Genomic DNA, 16,073 nt, shown 5'->3' on the forward strand with positions numbered 1-16,073 from the left:
TAATACCTCCAAGCAAAAGGATAAAAAAAAGCGGCCCTAAGGCCGCCTCAATCTACGTTTACACCGGACTTTCTGAGTCCTGCGATAACGGCGTATCCTATGATACACCCTGGAATAGCGCTTGTCAGGAAGGCCGACTGTAAGGCCCAAAAGCCCACGGATTTTCCCATCGCGGGAGCTATAAGGAGGGCCGACAGGGTCGCTCCGACGGGACCTGTCCCAAGGGGCTCCGCCAGAGCACACCAGTCCTTCCGCAAAAACCGGTACGCCAGACCGACCGCCAATGCACCGGGAACGCTGCCGGGAAAGGCGAACAGGGTTCCCGTCCCCATCGCCACCCTCAGAACGCTGGTCACCAGAGCTGTCCCAGCGGCCCACCAAGGGCCTAAAAGTATTCCCCCTACCACGTTGACGGTGTGCTGAAAGGGAAAGCACTTAGTCGGACCGAAAGGTATAGACACGCCGGAGAGAAGAAGGGCGGTAGCGGTGAGCAACCCAGCGACGGTCAGCCGACGCAGAGTTACCGACGATATGGCCTCGGTCCTCATCTCGCCAGTATGGCCGAGGGATCTACCTCGGTATCGATCAAGCCGGAACTGAGGGCGAAAGCGGCGAAGTCCTGCCACCTTTTCAGATCGCCCTCCTGAGAGTCGGCGAAGTAGGGAAGGGTCGCGAAAAAGGCGTCCCTCTCCACGTCCTTATCGGCCTCGGGCAGGGCATTGAGGTAGAGGGCTAAAGCTCCTTTCCGATCGGCCCTAGACCTGTCTATTGCCCTCTGAACCGCGTCGCAGAAGGCGGTCACCGCCTCTTTTTTCGATTCCCAGATCTGGGGAGAGGTCAGGAAGATAAGTTCATCGTAGGGGGGTATACCGTGCTTCTCCAGCTCGAAATAGCCGGCCTTCAGCCCCTCATGGGCCATCGTCACCACCTCGTAGGTCTTGAAAGGCCCCATGACGGCGTCGACCTGCCCCGAAACCAGCGATGGAACTATGGTAAATCCCACGTTGATAGCCTCGTATTTATCTATGCCGTTTTCCTTGGCGAAGGCCTCCATTATGAGGTCCATCATTCCCGGAACTGTGTAGCCTATCTTTTTCCCCTCAAGGTCCTTTGGGCTTTTGAACCCCCGATCCTCCAGGAAGAGCAAGGTTGTGAGGGGATGTCCCACGAGACGTCCGACGGCCTTGAGGTTAAGGCCTTCCGCTGCGGCCATTATGGTCTGAGGCTGATACCCTACAGCTATGTCCACCTTACCGGCCATCGCCAACTTCAGAGAGTCGGAGGTCTCCGACGGGGTTATTATCTCAACCTCAAGCCCAGCTTCCTTAAAATAGCCCTCTTCCTGGGCCACGTAGATAGGCAGATGGTCCACGTTGGGGAACCAGTCCAGCATCACCGATAGCTTTTCCGCTCCGAAAGCACATAGGGGCGATGACATGACGAGACAGGCCCCTAGGGCCAGGGTCTTTAAAATACCGTTCTTCATTTTGCGTATCTCCCTTCGTGAGTTTGATCTTTAACCTCGATCTTTCCAAGGCGCGTATCTACGGGACATAATTCCGGCGAGCCACCACAGGACAAGCCCTATAGCGGACAACCAAAGGATAGCGGCGAAAACCATATCGATCCTAAGCCTGGCGTTGGACTGGATCATCAGGTATCCCAGTCCCTTTTGGGCCCCTACCCACTCCCCTATGACCGCACCGATCGTAGCGACCGACACCGCAACCTTGAGGCCGGCGAAGAAATAGGGAAGGGCCCAGGGCCAAAATAGCTTTTTGAGAGTGCCGTACTTTGAGTATCCCATCATCCTGAAAAGCTGCACGTGCCTGGGATCGCAGCTTTTAAAACCCTCAAGCAGGTTGACCGTGAGGGGGAAAAATATTATCACCGTCGCCATGATCACCTTGCTCTCTATGCCGTATCCGAACCACACCACCAGCACCGGAGCCAACGCAAATACAGGAACAGCCTGTGACGCCACCAGAAAGGGAGCGAGGGCCCTCTCAACCCAGGGAAATAAAAACATAGCCGAGGCCATAGGTAGAGCGATGGCGATGGCCAGAGCCAACCCTGAGAGAATCTCAAGCAACGTGACCGATCCGTGATGGGCCAGAGTCCTGTACTGGGAAAAGGCGGTGACCAGCACCTCACTAGGAGGGGGCAGAATATAGGTCGGGACGGACCAAGCCCGGCAGCCAATCTCCCAAAACAGAATCAGACACGCCCCCAGTGAAAGGGGCAGTAACCTCTTCACCTTATGTCTCCTCTCAAAAGCCCCAGTATCTCCTTACGAAGGGCAACCACGTAAGGATCGTCCCTGAGCCTGGGCTTCTCCCCTTCGATCTCGTAAATCGACCTGACCTCCATAGGCTGTTCCGACAGGAGGACGACCACATCGGAGGTTATCAGGGCCTCCTCCACATCGTGGGTTATCATGATTATGGTCTTGCCGAAGTCCTTTTGGAGGGCCACCAAAAGCCCCTGGAGTCCCTGCCTGGTCAGAGAGTCCAGGGCCGAAAGGGGCTCGTCCAGGAGGATAAGTTCCCGATCGAACATAATGGTCCTAGCCAGGGCGGTCCTCTGCCTCATTCCCCCGGACAACCTATTAGGAAGATAGTCCTCAAAGCCCCCCAGTCCGAGTTTGCGAAAAAGGTCGACCGCCCTCTCCCTGTCCTGTAGGGTATAATTATTTTTAGGCAGCAAGCTGTTCTCCATCGCCGATAACCAGGGTAAAAGGAGGTCCGTCTGGGCCATCCAGGCCGCTTTCGTCGAAAGATCGGGGACACCACAGCCCTCCCACAGGAGCTCTCCTTCGTCGGGAGGGACGGCACCGGTCAGCAGGTCAAAGAAGGTGCTTTTACCGCAACCTGACGGCCCTATGAGGGAGACGAAATCCCCACGGGCCACGGACAGGGAGAAATCCTCCAGGACGGAAAGGCCGTCGAAATCCTTCTTCAGGCCCTGAACCGATAGGAGATTCATAAGGTTACCGGTTTTGGCAACCTCTTCCACAGGGCGGTTATCATGACAATGGAAAGTATCATGTTAGGGACCATATAGCTGCCGTTATACACTAGGGAATAGACGAGAGGGTTCTGTCCTACCGGGGCGTAGCTGGCGAAAAACACCACACCGGAGGCCACGTGACAGGCCAGTCTGGCAACGGTCCCCAGGGCTATGCCAGCCCAGTGGTGGTGCCTAAACGATCCCGCCAATCCCAGGGCCGCAAAAGCGAGAGGATAATCGAGAACCGCCTGGATAGGGTGAGCCACGTAGCCTCCCAGCATGAGCTGAAGAAGACCGGCCACAGCACCGGCACCGAAGCCCGCCTTAAGACCGTACCTCAGGGAAAAAAGCAGAAGGGGGACGTTCTCCAGGGTGATAGAGCCTCCCTGGGGCATCCGAAATAGCTTGACGTAGGAGAGTGTCACCGCCAGTGCCACCGACAGAGACGCTTCCACCAAAATGCGGGTATTGCCTTTCATAGGGAAAACCTCCTCTAAATGGTTGTTGCCGGAGGAGGGAAGGGGTTCTCCAAGGTAGAGGGGCACCCTGGACGTATGAGGTAAACTTCCCTGCGCCGGCATGATCCGGATCAGGTTCCAGGGGTCGAGACTTAAAGTCTCCTCTCAGCCGGTACACCGACTCCCCCAGTTCCAACAGCACTTTTACACCTGTTTAGCGAATATGTCAACCAGTCCCCTTAGTGACAGGCCCAGGGCATAAGCCTATAATCGGTTCAAGAAATTTTAGGAGGTGACCGGCATGGATTCCTATTTGATTTTTTACGTGGGTTCGAGGACACTGGCCCTCCCGGTGAAAGAGGTCGATAGAATAGTCCCCTCGGTGGCAATGACCCCTCTGAACGAGCCCCATCCTATCGTGGCTGGGATAATAGATGTCGAAGGGAGGGGGGTTCTCCTTTACGATCTCCGTCCTGTCTACGGAGAAGAGCTCAGCCCCCTAAAGCTGGAACATCGTTTTATACTGATTACCTGGCAGGATAGACCTAGGGCCCTGTGGGTCGACGGTATAAGGGATGTGACTCAGCTCTCGACAGACCCTGTAAACCTGCCGGGATCGAGCAAAAAGGCATCCATGGTCTTTCAAAACGACAGGACAGCCATATCGACTACATCGTCGGAAGAGATTATGGAGATGGCCGAGAGGTGCGGACTTGAGCTCCCTTAGGCTACTCCCGGAGGACCTGGATAAGCTGGTCTACTCAATTAAAAATAGATTTGGCATAGTATTAGGGTCGGATATCCAAAAGGCCAGGGAAAAAGCTGCCTTGCTGGTTCGAGACCTATCCCAGGACCTAGACGAAAGGCAGGATAAGATCGTCACCTGGATTATCGAGAGATCCGATCGGACCTTTGTGGAGGTAATCTCTCCTTACATAACCGTAGGGGAAACCTATTTTTTCAGGGACAGAAAGATCCTCAGCTCCTTTAAAGAGGACATCCTTCCCTCCTTGGTTTCGAGCCCTAAAAGGCCGATAAAGGTCTGGTCCGCCGGATGCAGCACCGGAGAGGAGCCCTATACCCTGGCGATGATAATGGAGGACTCCACGTTAGGACTAGGCGGCGGTTTCAGGGTGTACGGGACGGACCTGAACGAAAGCAGCCTCAAAAAGGCAAGAAGAGGTATTTACGGTAAATGGTCCTTCAGAGGGATGAACGATACGGAGATAACCAGGTATTTCGACCCCTTTGAGGACGGCTTTTTTCAGGTAAAGGGCCGTTACAGATCGGCGGTATCCTTCGATTCGGCAAACCTGGTCGCATCGGCTACTCCCTGGCGTAGCGGCGAGATAGACGTTATTTTCTGCCGAAACGTGATGATGTATTTCGACGATGACAGCAGGAAAAAGGTCCTTGAGGGCTTTTTAGAGGCCCTTTCTCCTGAGGGATGGCTTGTGGTGGCCGCCTGTGAGACCTCCCTTATGGAAGAATCCCATTTTTATCCTGTACACCTAGGAGGACAGACCTTCTTTAGGCCCTTCGAGTCGGAGCCCCCTTTCTGCGCCTTTCCATCGGAGGTAGGAGGGGAATCCCACGAATCTCCATGGGGAAACGAAAACGACGATGACTACGAGGAATACGAAACAGGTCTGTACGAACCTCTCCCTGTAGATCCCCGTGCTGACTCCACAGAGCCTGAGGCAGACATACCGGATATAGGGCTTATCCACTCTTTAGCGGACAGAGGAGAGACCGAGAGGGCCCTCGAGCTTTGCCTATCCTTAGGGAACTCCACCGACCCTTACATCCACTATCTGACGTCCATAATATACCAGGACATGGGGGACCTGGACGGCGCCAAAGAGACCCTCCGAAAGGCCCTCTTTTTGGACCCTTCATTCGTCATGGCCCACTATTCCCTTTTAGGTATCGCCATATCGGAGGGAAATCAGAGAGAGAGAAGCAGGCACGTAAGAAACCTGAGAGAGCTTCTCCTGGGGATGCCCGGCGAGGAAACGGTACCCTACGGAGACGGGGCAACCGCTAAAGACCTGTTATCAGCACTGAATAACCTGTGATGTGAGGTGATAAAAGTGAAAAAAGACGTATCCACAGTCCTGGAGGAAAGGGCGGAAGCTCTGGCATCAGGGAGAGCTCAAAACTCCTTGGACAAAGGGGATGAATTTGTGACCTTCCGGCTAGGACAGGAGCTCTACGGGATATCCTCCGAGCTGGTGGGAGAGGTTTTTCCCGCGAGGGAGATAACCCCTTTACCGGCGGTGCCGGATTTTATAGTCGGAGTCGTCAACCTGAGAGGGAAGATAGTGTCGGTAAACGACCTTAAGGCGATTTTAGACCTGCCGAAGAGCTCGGCGCCAGACCGTTTTATCCTGGTTTTAAGGTCGCCGTCCATGGAGATAGGTCTTTTAGTGGAACCTCCTGTGGACGTTATGACCGCACCATCCCACTCTTTGGGGCCACCACTCCCTAGTTCCTCAGGCATAGAGGACTATATATCAGGGATACATGAGGACGTAGTCATATTAAAGGGAGACAGAATCCTCTCCGACCGGAGACTGATAGTCAATAGAGAGTTATAGACAGGAGAGATGCTTAGATGAGAAATTTCAAGATAAAAGACAGGGTCATCTGGGGGTTCGGGACGATGGTGATCATAGCCCTGGCCCTCGGTGGGCTGGGTTTTTACGGCATATCCCGTCTCTCCCGCACCATGGAGGAGATAAGCACGAGCAAAATACCGGCAATAAGGACTCTGAAAGACCTGGAGTTCAACAGGATGGTCATAAGGGTTGATAGCGTCTCGGTCCACAACGATATGGACCTCAGGGAGATCCAGGGAATAGCGGACAGGAGAAAGGCCCTCTTCGTCAAGGTGGACGACCTATGGGGAAACCTCATAACCCTGTCAAAGACAATAGGGACCGACGAAAACACCGTAAAAGAGGCGGAGGAGAGATACAGGATATGGCGGGAATCTCACCTAAAGCTGGACCAGGCCATAGAGGCGATTCTGGAGGCTCCTTCAGGCGATAGGGATAAGCTCTACGACCGGTATCAATCCGCTATGCTGCCGATGATATCCACCTCCGATTCGCTCGGTGAAATCCTGGAGAGTTTAGCCCTAGCGATAAACCAGGAAATAGACCTAAACGTGAGCTCAGAGCAGGCTCTTGGGGAGACCCTGTCCATAGTCACCATGATAGCGATCCTCCTTGGAGGTGCCCTTGCCTGCATCCTGGCCTACGGCATAACATCCTCTGTGGCCTACCCGATCGCCGAGGGAGTTGCGCTCCTTACCAGACTCAAAGACGGCGACTTAAGAAAAGACGTGCCGGAAAAATATCTCAACCGGAGAGACGAAATAGGGGAGTTGGCCCATTCCATACAGGCCCTGACCGAGGACATGAGAGGGCAGATAGTTGCCATGGCCGACGTATCCACCTCACTGTCTACGTCGGCCTATCAGATCTCCGCAGCGGTATCTCAGGTAACCGCCAGCGCCGAGGAGACCTCGGCGGCGGTGGTTCAGACAACCGCTACGATGGAGGAGGTACGATCCACCGCCGCTCTTACCGATAAAAAGAGCAAAGACGTTGCGGAAAACGCCAAAAGAGGCATAAAGGTCGTCCAGAAGGGAAAGGACGCCACGGAAAAACTCCTAGGCGGACTCAAAAAAATTGGGGACCAGATGAACTCCATAGCCCAGACTATAGTCAGGCTGAGTGAGCAGAGCCAGGAGATCGGCGACATAACCGATACGGTGGAGGACCTGGCGGAACAGTCGAACCTGCTGGCGGTCAACGCCGCGGTGGAAGCGGCGAAGGCGGGGGAAGAGGGCAGAGGTTTTGCGGTAGTAGCTCAGGAGATAAAGGCCCTGGCGGAGCAGTCGAAACAGTCCGCCAAAGAGGTTCACAAAATCCTAAGGGAGATACAGAAGGCCACCGATGCCGCGGTTATGGCCACAGAACAGGGGGCAAAGGCGGTGGACGAAGGGGGCAAAGAGGCCACTCCGTCGAGAGACTCCATTCAGGAGATAACCAGAGGTTTTGGAGAGATGTCCCAAGCCGCTACCGCCATAGCCAACTCGAACAACGAGCTGCTAGGGGGGGTCGATCAGGTATTGACCGCTATGGAGAACGTCAAAGAGGCGGGGATCCAGAACCTGGCGGGAATGAAGGACGTGGAGAGAGCCGCCAAAGGGCTCAAGGACATGGGACAAACCCTTTCAAACCTGATCAACCGGTATCAGGTCTAGCTCGGTAAGAATGGAGAGTAAAAAGTGAGCCCCTCCGATCTGGAGTTTCTCCAGGAACTTCGGCAGGATTTTCTCCTGGAGGCGGAGGAACACCTTCAGACCATGACCTCCGGCCTACTGGAGCTCGAAAACGCCACGACCCCGTCGGAAAAGGTCGTAGAATCGGTCTACCGGGCGGCCCACAGCCTAAAAGGAGCCGCCCACGCCGTCGAGATGCCTAAGGTGGCGTCTTTATGCCAGTCAATGGAGGGGATATTCTCGAAACTCAAGGAAAAGACCCTCTCCCTTGAGGGACGAGATTACGACCTTCTCCAGAGGTCTATGAGCTGTCTTTCCGCTATGATCGCCGATCCAGACCAGGACGACAGCGAAGGAAGATCGCTGGCTAAGGCGATGGACGAGTTGAAAAGCGGACCACCGAAGGATGTATCCTTCTCCCTTTCAGTTCCGCCATCGCCGGATAAAAACGAGAAAGAGAAGCCCGAGAACCCTGACCCCCTCCCGTCACAGGACAACCATCAGGTGGCCACCGGGGACACCGTGAGGGTTAGATCGGCTAAAATAGACTCGCTGCTCCTCCAGGCGGAGGAGATGATATCGGTAAACCTGGCTATAGATCAAAGAATCTCCGAGACCAGAGACCTCATATCTTCCATAGAGGACTGTAAGAGAGCCCTCCATCAGGAGGATAAGGAGGCCCTAAAGCAATCCTTTCAATATTTGGAGACTGGCATAAGGAAGGTAACCAAGGCCCTATCCCTGGACGGCAAAGCCGCTCGAGTCCTTCTGGATAGACTTCTCAGGGAAGCGAAGGCGGTTGTCATGCTACCGTCCTCGACCCTTCTCCAGTCTTTTCCTAAAATGGTGAGAGACCTTTCAAAGACCATGGGGAAAGACGTCGATTTTCAGATGGTCGGTGGGGAGGTAGAGGTCGACAAGAGAATCCTGGAGGGTATGAAAGACCCTCTCATCCACCTTATAAGAAACGCTCTGGATCACGGCATAGAGAAGCCCGACGAAAGAGCGGCCTCCGATAAACATCCACAGGCGTCTTTGAGGCTCTCTTTCTCCTATACCGACGGTGGGCAGCTGGATATAACCCTCTCCGACGACGGCAGAGGGATAGACAGGGATAAACTTATAAAAAAAGCGGTCTCCTCGGGGATAATGTCCGAGGAACAGGCCCTGTCTCTGGGGGACGAAGAGGTTCTCAATCTAATTTTCAGATCGGGACTTTCCACCAGCGCCCTTATAACCGATATATCCGGCAGAGGCCTGGGCATGGCCATAGTCAGGGAGAAAGTAGAGGCTCTAGGTGGCTCTCTATCCCTTTCCTCGGAGGTCGGAGCGGGAACCTCCTTCAGGATCAAACTCCCCCTGTCTATGGCGACTTTCAGAGGAGTCCTTGTTGAGGAATGGGGTAGGCCTTTCGTTATACCTACATCTCAGGTGATCAAGGTCACCCAGATCCACTCAGACAGGATTAAGACCCTGGAGGGCAGGGAAGCGGTGGACATAGACGGAATAACCTATCCTCTGGCCAGGCTAGGGGATATGCTTGGGCTCAACCGCTCCGAAAAAGACGAAATATCCCCTTTCCCTGTGGTGGTGCTGTCGTCCAGCTCACGTTCTTTTGCCTTCGCCGTTCAATCGGTAAAAGGAGAGCAGGAGATATTGCTAAAGGGACTGGGACCTCAGCTGACAAAGGTTCCCTTCGTGTCCGGGGCGACGGTGATGGGATCGGGAAAAGTCGTCCCGGTGCTGAGGGTAAAGGACCTGGTCCAGAGGGCTTCGGAGAGAAAATCCACGATCCTTACGGTCAAGACCGAGGAAAACCCTCCGTCCGTACTTTTGGTCGAGGACTCTATAACCTCCAGAACTCTGCTTAAAAACATACTCACCGCATCAGGTTATAAGGTACAGACGGCGGTAGATGGCCAGGAGGGGCTTGAGCTCTTCTCCAGAGAGTTATTCGATATAGTCGTATCGGACGTAGAGATGCCAAAGATGAACGGCTTTGACCTTGCGAGGTCTATAAGATCCGACGGAACGAAGGGCTCGGTGCCGATCGTTCTGGTAACCTCTTTAGACTCCCAAAAGGACAAGGAACGAGGGGTAGAGGCTGGAGCGGACGCATACATAGTGAAAAGCAGCTTCGATCAGACAAACCTGCTGGAGGTAATGAAGCGGCTTCTCTAAGGAGATGTGTTTATGATAAAGGTTTTAGTGGTAGACGATTCGATGGTCCTCAGAAAGCTGCTATGCCGGGTGTTGACCAAAGATCCTGGTATAGAGATAGTAGGCCAGTGCAGTAACGGAGAAGAGGCACTGGACTTCGTACTGTCAAACCATGTGGACGTAGTCACCATGGACATTCAGATGCCAATTATGGACGGTTTTCAGGCGACCAAGAGGATAATGGAGGAGAAGCCCGTCCCGGTGGTGGTGATCAGCTCCTGCCTTGAGCCTGACGACGTAGAGAAGACCTTCAGGGCCATAGAGGCCGGTGCGGTTGCGGTGTTGCCTAAGCCCTCACAACAATCTAACGGACTGGAGGGCTACGGAAAGCAGCTATGCGACGCTGTAAAAGACGCCTCCATAGCCTCCGTCAAAACCTCCGACAACAGGGAAAAATTCCAGACCTACGACGGAGAATGTCGATCTATAAAGGCGGTAGCGGTAGGAGCCTCTACCGGAGGGCCTCACGCACTGGCGGAGCTGCTCTCGGCCATACCCGGAGATTTCCCCGCCCCGATACTGGTGGTACAGCATATAGCCGCCGGTTTTCTCGAGGGGATGGCCCAATGGCTATCCCAAAGCACAGAACTGAAGGTCAAAGTCGCCGAAGACAGGGAAAAAATCTTGCCTGGAACTGTCTACCTGGCGCCGGAAGGGCGACAGATGAAGGTATCGGAGATGAAGATAGACCTTTCCGACGAACCGTCGGAACACGGGGTAAAGCCGTCGACCTCGGTGCTGTTTCGATCCGTAAGGACCTCCATAGGCCCCTGCTCCGCAGGGATACTGCTATCGGGGATGGGAAGAGACGGAGCACAGGAACTTAAGGACATGAAGGACAACGGATCCCTTACCTTCGCCCAGGACAGGGATAGCTCGGTGATATGGGGAATGCCAGGGGAGGCGGTAAGGCTCTCCGCCGCCTGCAAGGTGTTACCTCCTAAGTCTATAGGGAAAGCCCTCTATATATGTTCGAGGAAAGGATGACCATGTTCATGACTCTGAGCGCACCGATCCCTACGATAGAGATAGTGGAGGATAGCCTCACACAGGCCAAGAGACTGGAGAGGCTTCTCAGGGAAAACGGCTACAACGTCTCCGTAGCCCGTAACGGGGCTATGGGGCTGGAGATGGCGGGAAAAGTCACTCCGACGGTGATAATAACCGACGTCATGATGCCCGAGATGGACGGTTACGAGATGTGCAGGAGGATCAAGGACGATCCTAAGCTAAAGGACATACCGGTTATTATACTTACATCTCTCTCCGATCCCGGCGATGTCATAAAGGGCCTTCAATCAGGGGCGGATAACTTCCTCACAAAACCCTACGAGGACTGCCATTTGCTCAGAAGGTTGCAGAACGTCCTGGCAAACCTGGAGCTTAGAAGGTCGGGGCAGGCACAGATGAGCGTTGAGGTCTACTTCGGCGGGCAATACCACAAACTGACCGCCGACAGAATACAGATAGTGGATCTGCTGTTATCCACCTTCGAGGCGGCGGTGATGCAGAACAACCAGCTTCAAAAGCTATCGGGGGACTACCGAAACGCCCTGGACGACGTGAAAAGGGTCCAGGCAAACTTCCAGACCATAATGGAGACAACCGGAGACGGAGTGGTGGTGGTCGACAAGTCTGGATCGGTTAGATACGTCAACCCTGCCGCCGAACTTCTGTTTGAGACATCGAGCCCCAAGATGATAGGAAAGCCTTTTCCCTATTCGGTGGAAGAAAAAGGTGACAGGGAAATATCCTTTACGACCTCTCGAGGGAAAATCTACGTGGACATGAGGGTGGTTACCTCAAACTGGGACGGAGAACTGGTCAAACTGGCCACCCTTAGAGACATATCGGAGACGGTCTCCCTCAGGAAAAGGCTGGAGATCGAGGCAACCACCGACGCACTTACAGGACTCTACAACAGAAGGGGCTTTATGACCATGGGAGAGAAGGCCCTCAAGATAGCCGACGAAAACGGGATAGACGCACTTTGCGTCTTCGCCGACCTGGACGATTTTAAGGCGGTCAACGACGACTTCGGCCACGACGAAGGGGATAAGGTCCTTCAGGAAACAGCCCAGATACTTCGAGAAGTATTCAGGGAATCGGATATAGTAGGCAGAGTCGGAGGGGACGAGTTTGCCGTTATAATCCTGAAAGACTGCGAGGACTGCGAAGAGGCCATAGTAGAGAGGCTCGAAGAAAAGCTGAAATCGGTAAACAGATCGATGAGCGTGGGGATACACCTCAGAAAAGCGGGAGATAGCTCCAGCCTCTCCGGCTTCATGATAGAGGCGGACAAAAAAATGTACAAAAACAAAGAGGCGAAGAGAGGGCATAAAGCGTAATTCAGTACGGCGATATACTTTTTGGAGGCGTTTTAATGACCGTAGTAGGTATAGGTTCTCTAGAGGGAAAGGTCCTGGACAAGGACCTTCACGCTCCCAATGGCCGTATGATCCTCGCCAAGGATACATTGGTCACAGCGAGACACGTTGAGGTATTCCTCTCCTGGGGAATAGTTGAGGGGTCCGTCTACGGAGATTCGCACGACAGGGAGGATGTGGACGATTTAGACGGTCATCCGCCCAGCCCTATCCTGTCGCTATGGAAAGCGGGATGGGGGAAAAGGTGGATCTCCCGCAGGGCCAGGAGTATTCCGGAAAAGCTGTTCCCCTCAAGCTGCCCAGAGCTGTCCCAGGGGGACCTTCTCCCCATAGAGTCGTTGCTCTACCTTGAGCCTGGGCTGGCGTCCTACTCTCCGGTGCTCCAGGAGATAATCGACGTGATAGAATCGCCATTCAGCTCGGCGGTCCACGTCGCCGAAGTGGTAGCTCGCGACTCAGCCCTCTCTGCGCGGTTGCTCAAGCTCGTCAACAGCCCTATATACGGCTTTCCCAGGACCATAAAGTCCATAGAGCAGGCGGTATCCATAGTCGGCAGCAACGACCTTATGGCCTTGGTGGTCCAGGTCTCCTCCATAGCCTACTTCAGGGGGATAAGCCATAAAAACCTGGACATGAGGAGTTTTTGGGAGTCATCCATAAGCTGTGCCCTCTTCGCCAGGCTGCTGGCCTTCAGGCGATTCAGAGGCGACGATTCACACTTTTTCGTCGGGGGCATGCTGATGAACCTGGGAAGGCTGGTCATGGTTCAAAGGATGCCGGAGGCCTTTTCCATCGCTCTGTACAGAGCATCCAGAGGAGCTTCGCTGCTTGAGTCGGAAAAATCAGTATTTGGATACCGATCAAGCGACGTTACACTGTCCCTTTTCGACAGATGGTTTCTGCCACCCGATCTGGCTCGCTCCATAACGGAGGCTAGGTCCACTCGCGTCAACGACAGAAAATCAACTCTGTTTGCCGTGGCAGAGGGGCTTTCTGTCGCAGTAGGCAGCGGCTTTGCGGGGGACTATTACGCCCCTCCCGTGAGCGACGAGGATCTTGATTTCCTGGGCGTGACGGAGAACGAACTGGATTTTATAATGTGTCAATTTAATAGGCAGAGGGCCGAAATAGTGGACGCCTTTTTGGGGGGAATAGCTTCATGAGGTATCAGGGGATATCGGGGGATCTGGAGTACCAACTCGCCACGTTGAAAGAACGCCATCGCTTCGTGGACAAGATACTGGACATAGTCCTCAGGTTAAACGATTTTTCCTCCGTTACCGGCGTGACGGTATCGCCGGAGGAGGTACTGGAGGAGACGTTACGGAGGCTCAAAGGGCTTTTTCAGTGTTCCTCCGCCGGGTTCTTTCTCATAGATTCCGATGCCTCGTTCAACCTCTCAAGCCACGAGGGAGATCCATCCATCCTTGAGAAGGAAAAAGCCATACTGGTCGGGGACGGCAGTTTTGCCTGGGCTCTTCACAGGAACAAACCCACTCTCATAAGGTCATCGGACGGCAAAAATACCGTCCTCCTACACTCCATGACAACCTCCAGTAGGACCATGGGGATGTTTTTAGGTATAATATCCTCCGAGAAGGGAACTTTGCTCGACTCTCACCTCTACTTCGTGACCGTGGTGCTCAACTCCGCTGCCAGCGTCCTCCAATACCTGGAGCTCTTTTCGATGGTCAAGGGCCTTAACGACTCCCTGGAGAGAAAGGTGGATCAACTGACAAAATCGGAGAGAGAGCTCACAGTCTACAAGGATAAACTGGAGAGGCTTGTGGACCTCAGAACCGCTGAGTTAGGGGAGGCAAATTCAAGGCTCAGCAGATCCCTTCTGGGTGTGGTCGACGCGATGGGCAAGGTGGTCGAGTCCAGGGATCCATACACAGCCGGCCATCAGAGACGTGTGGCGTCCATAGCCTCCACCATAGCCAGAAGGCTCGGCCTTTCCGAGGACGATATCGAGGGAGTCAGGATCGCAGGGCTCGTCCACGATATAGGAAAAATCGCCATACCGGCGGAGATACTGACCAAGCCAGCTAGACTCAACAAGCTGGAATTCCGCATGGTGCAAACCCACCCGGACGCGGGCTACGATATGCTTCAATCCATAGACTTTCCCTGGCCGGTCGCTGAGATGGTCCGGCAACATCACGAGAGGATGGACGGGTCGGGATACCCGAGAGGAATCAAGGGAGACGAGATCCTGATAGGAGCCCGCTGTCTTGCGGTAGCGGACGTAGTCGAGGCTATATCCTCCCATAGGCCTTACAGACCGGGATTGGGGCTTGAGGAAGCGAGGCTTGAGCTGGAGACAAACAGGGGAACCAGCTACGACCCACAGGTCGTAGACGTCTGCCTCTCCATGATGGATGAAGGGGACTTCATGGATATTTATCTAAGCTGAGCGATGCAAAAAGGAGGTTAAAGAGATGAAGACAATAGATTTAACTCACACCATAAAGGAAAACATGCCGGTCTACCCAGGCACGGAACCACCTACCATAGTCAAAGCCACCTCTGTAGAGGTCGAGGGATTTGCGGAAAAACTCCTGACCCTTTTCAGCCACACCGGAACCCACATGGACGCCCCCGCCCACATGTTAAAAGAGGGCGCCTGCCTGGATCAGATGGAGGTCAGCACCTTTATGGGAAAGGCCGTGTTGGTCGACACAATAGACATACCGGGCAAAGAGGTGGAGCTGGAGGATCTTCTGCCATTTAAGGCAGCTCTGGACGAGAGTGACTACCTGATTCTAAGGACCGGTTGGTCTAGGTTTTGGGGTACCGACGACTACTTTGGCCCCTTTCCGGTGTTATCTCAGGAGGCGGCAAAATGGGTATCGGAGAGGGGACTTAAGGGGATAGGGGTCGATGCAATATCGGTGGATCCTATAGACTCTACGGTCCTGCCAAACCACCTGATCCTGCTGGGATCGGGCATGGTCATAGTGGAGAACCTGACAGGCCTGGACGATATGCCCGATTCGTTCACTATCTGCTGTCTTCCGATAAAGATAGGCCAAGCCGACGGAGCGCCTATAAGGGCCATAGGAATGGTCCAATGAGGGACGAAGGTCAGAGCAAAAGATGTCCAAGATAGCGTTCATGATGATAGCTGGCGCGTTAGGGGCGTTGAGCCGTTACTCCCTTTCTTCATTTGTACAGGGAAAGGAGTCGGGATTGTTCCCCTGGGGGACTATGACCGTCAACGTAGCGGGATGTCTTCTTTTTGGCTTTATATGGGCTTTGGCCAACGAACGACACTTTATATCCGGGCAGACGGCGTTTATCGTCCTTACGGGATTTGTGGGATCCTTCACGACCTTCTCGACCATGAGCTTTGAGGCCTTTCATCTCATATCCTCCGCAGCTCACGTCACAGCGATAGCGTATATTTTGGGTTCCCAGGCCATAGGCGTAGGAGCCGCTTTTTGCGGCGTTCTGCTGGGCAAGCTTGTATAGGCCATCGAAAAAACACAGGAGGTTACGGGATTTGATATCTCGCAACCTCCTGTGTTTTTATTTTTGTAACTATTCAGTCCCCCGCCGATTTAGCTCCTAAACCAGCAGTTCCTTATTTTCTTGCAACGTGATATCATGGCATCAGAATAAATCTGAAAGGAGGCCTATCCATGTTTCAGAAGCCCACCTATGAAGAGCTCTTCGAGGAAACCCAGATGCTCAAGGCGATAA

At 53.9% G+C, this 16,073-nt stretch carries 16 protein-coding genes and 1 riboswitch; of the genes, 11 read left to right on the forward strand and 5 right to left on the reverse strand.

Features of this window, described 5'->3' with window-relative positions; genetic code table 11:
* Positions 1 to 47 precede the first annotated feature (47 nt).
* The 5 genes from thiW to thiT are packed head-to-tail and all read right to left on the reverse strand — an operon-like array spanning position 48 to position 3,488.
* The gene (thiW, locus tag B9Y55_RS08300) at positions 48 to 548 is read right to left on the reverse strand and encodes an energy coupling factor transporter S component ThiW (RefSeq protein WP_085544891.1); all 501 of its coding nucleotides are present in this window, start codon (positions 546 to 548) and stop codon (positions 48 to 50) included.
* Positions 545 to 1,486: an ABC transporter substrate-binding protein gene (locus B9Y55_RS08305; RefSeq protein ID WP_085544892.1), complete on the reverse strand. Its 942-nt coding sequence runs from the start codon at positions 1,484 to 1,486 to the stop codon at positions 545 to 547. The genes thiW and B9Y55_RS08305 overlap by 4 nt, the downstream gene beginning before the upstream one ends.
* A 30-nt stretch (positions 1,487 to 1,516) precedes the next feature.
* A complete protein-coding gene (locus tag B9Y55_RS08310; protein ID WP_085544893.1) occupies positions 1,517 to 2,257 on the reverse strand; it encodes an ABC transporter permease in 741 nt (246 codons plus the stop codon).
* Positions 2,254 to 2,985: an ABC transporter ATP-binding protein gene (locus B9Y55_RS08315; RefSeq protein WP_085544894.1), complete on the reverse strand. Its 732-nt coding sequence runs from the start codon at positions 2,983 to 2,985 to the stop codon at positions 2,254 to 2,256. Before B9Y55_RS08315 ends, B9Y55_RS08310 begins: the two co-directional genes overlap by 4 nt.
* Positions 2,982 to 3,488: an energy-coupled thiamine transporter ThiT gene (thiT, locus tag B9Y55_RS08320; protein WP_085544906.1), complete on the reverse strand. Its 507-nt coding sequence runs from the start codon at positions 3,486 to 3,488 to the stop codon at positions 2,982 to 2,984. The genes B9Y55_RS08315 and thiT overlap by 4 nt, the downstream gene beginning before the upstream one ends.
* A gap of 70 nt (positions 3,489 to 3,558) precedes the next feature.
* A riboswitch (TPP riboswitch) is annotated at positions 3,559 to 3,665 on the reverse strand.
* A gap of 103 nt (positions 3,666 to 3,768) precedes the next feature.
* Between thiT and B9Y55_RS08325 the strand changes: the two genes are divergently transcribed.
* Genes B9Y55_RS08325 through B9Y55_RS08375 form a run of 11 tightly spaced genes read left to right on the forward strand, consistent with a single transcriptional unit; the run spans position 3,769 to position 15,842 of the window.
* A complete protein-coding gene (locus tag B9Y55_RS08325; RefSeq protein WP_085544895.1) occupies positions 3,769 to 4,194 on the forward strand; it encodes a chemotaxis protein CheW in 426 nt (141 codons plus the stop codon).
* On the forward strand, positions 4,181 to 5,545 hold the full coding sequence (locus B9Y55_RS08330) for a CheR family methyltransferase (protein WP_085544896.1): 1,365 nt from the start codon (positions 4,181 to 4,183) through the stop codon (positions 5,543 to 5,545). The genes B9Y55_RS08325 and B9Y55_RS08330 overlap by 14 nt, the downstream gene beginning before the upstream one ends.
* A 15-nt stretch (positions 5,546 to 5,560) precedes the next feature.
* The gene (locus tag B9Y55_RS08335; RefSeq protein ID WP_159448290.1) at positions 5,561 to 6,067 is read left to right on the forward strand and encodes a chemotaxis protein CheW; all 507 of its coding nucleotides are present in this window, start codon (positions 5,561 to 5,563) and stop codon (positions 6,065 to 6,067) included.
* A 17-nt stretch (positions 6,068 to 6,084) separates the two neighbouring features.
* Entirely contained in the window at positions 6,085 to 7,743 is a 1,659-nt protein-coding gene (locus B9Y55_RS08340) for a methyl-accepting chemotaxis protein (RefSeq protein WP_085544898.1), read from the forward strand.
* A gap of 24 nt (positions 7,744 to 7,767) precedes the next feature.
* Positions 7,768 to 9,942 (forward strand): hybrid sensor histidine kinase/response regulator, encoded by a 2,175-nt coding sequence (locus tag B9Y55_RS08345; RefSeq protein ID WP_085544899.1) that lies wholly within the window; start codon positions 7,768 to 7,770, stop codon positions 9,940 to 9,942.
* A 12-nt stretch (positions 9,943 to 9,954) separates the two neighbouring features.
* On the forward strand, positions 9,955 to 10,968 hold the full coding sequence (cheB, locus tag B9Y55_RS08350; protein WP_085544900.1) for a chemotaxis-specific protein-glutamate methyltransferase CheB: 1,014 nt from the start codon (positions 9,955 to 9,957) through the stop codon (positions 10,966 to 10,968).
* An 8-nt stretch (positions 10,969 to 10,976) separates the two neighbouring features.
* Entirely contained in the window at positions 10,977 to 12,329 is a 1,353-nt protein-coding gene (locus B9Y55_RS08355; RefSeq protein ID WP_234986183.1) for a diguanylate cyclase, read from the forward strand.
* 35 nt (positions 12,330 to 12,364) lie between these two features.
* The gene (locus B9Y55_RS08360) at positions 12,365 to 13,531 is read left to right on the forward strand and encodes an HDOD domain-containing protein (RefSeq protein WP_085544901.1); all 1,167 of its coding nucleotides are present in this window, start codon (positions 12,365 to 12,367) and stop codon (positions 13,529 to 13,531) included.
* Complete coding sequence (locus B9Y55_RS08365; RefSeq protein ID WP_085544902.1) at positions 13,528 to 14,784, forward strand: HD-GYP domain-containing protein; 1,257 nt, start codon at positions 13,528 to 13,530, stop codon at positions 14,782 to 14,784. The genes B9Y55_RS08360 and B9Y55_RS08365 overlap by 4 nt, the downstream gene beginning before the upstream one ends.
* 25 nt (positions 14,785 to 14,809) lie before the next feature.
* Positions 14,810 to 15,445, forward strand: coding sequence for a cyclase family protein (locus B9Y55_RS08370; protein WP_085544903.1), 636 nt, complete (start codon positions 14,810 to 14,812; stop codon positions 15,443 to 15,445).
* Positions 15,446 to 15,467: 22 nt separating this feature from the next.
* Positions 15,468 to 15,842, forward strand: coding sequence for a fluoride efflux transporter FluC (locus B9Y55_RS08375; RefSeq protein WP_085544904.1), 375 nt, complete (start codon positions 15,468 to 15,470; stop codon positions 15,840 to 15,842).
* The last annotated feature ends 231 nt before the right edge of the window (positions 15,843 to 16,073 follow it).

This window comes from Dethiosulfovibrio salsuginis (assembly GCF_900177735.1).
Taxonomy (GTDB): Bacteria; Synergistota; Synergistia; order Synergistales; family Dethiosulfovibrionaceae; genus Dethiosulfovibrio; species Dethiosulfovibrio salsuginis.

Bases quoted from the DNA above. Each gene is read 5' to 3' on its own strand.
- B9Y55_RS08370 (WP_085544903.1), top strand. From the start codon at position 14,810: ATGAAGACAATAGATTTAACTCACACCATAAAGGAAAACATGCCGGTC.
- B9Y55_RS08360 (WP_085544901.1), top strand. From the start codon at position 12,365: ATGACCGTAGTAGGTATAGGTTCTCTAGAGGGAAAGGTCCTGGACAAG.
- B9Y55_RS08365 (WP_085544902.1), top strand. From the start codon at position 13,528: ATGAGGTATCAGGGGATATCGGGGGATCTGGAGTACCAACTCGCCACG.
- thiT (WP_085544906.1), bottom strand. From the start codon at position 3,488: ATGAAAGGCAATACCCGCATTTTGGTGGAAGCGTCTCTGTCGGTGGCA.
- B9Y55_RS08340 (WP_085544898.1), top strand. From the start codon at position 6,085: ATGAGAAATTTCAAGATAAAAGACAGGGTCATCTGGGGGTTCGGGACG.
- B9Y55_RS08375 (WP_085544904.1), top strand. From the start codon at position 15,468: ATGTCCAAGATAGCGTTCATGATGATAGCTGGCGCGTTAGGGGCGTTG.
- cheB (WP_085544900.1), top strand. From the start codon at position 9,955: ATGATAAAGGTTTTAGTGGTAGACGATTCGATGGTCCTCAGAAAGCTG.
- thiW (WP_085544891.1), bottom strand. From the start codon at position 548: ATGAGGACCGAGGCCATATCGTCGGTAACTCTGCGTCGGCTGACCGTC.
- B9Y55_RS08305 (WP_085544892.1), bottom strand. From the start codon at position 1,486: ATGAAGAACGGTATTTTAAAGACCCTGGCCCTAGGGGCCTGTCTCGTC.
- B9Y55_RS08315 (WP_085544894.1), bottom strand. From the start codon at position 2,985: ATGAATCTCCTATCGGTTCAGGGCCTGAAGAAGGATTTCGACGGCCTT.
- B9Y55_RS08355 (WP_234986183.1), top strand. From the start codon at position 10,977: ATGACTCTGAGCGCACCGATCCCTACGATAGAGATAGTGGAGGATAGC.
- B9Y55_RS08325 (WP_085544895.1), top strand. From the start codon at position 3,769: ATGGATTCCTATTTGATTTTTTACGTGGGTTCGAGGACACTGGCCCTC.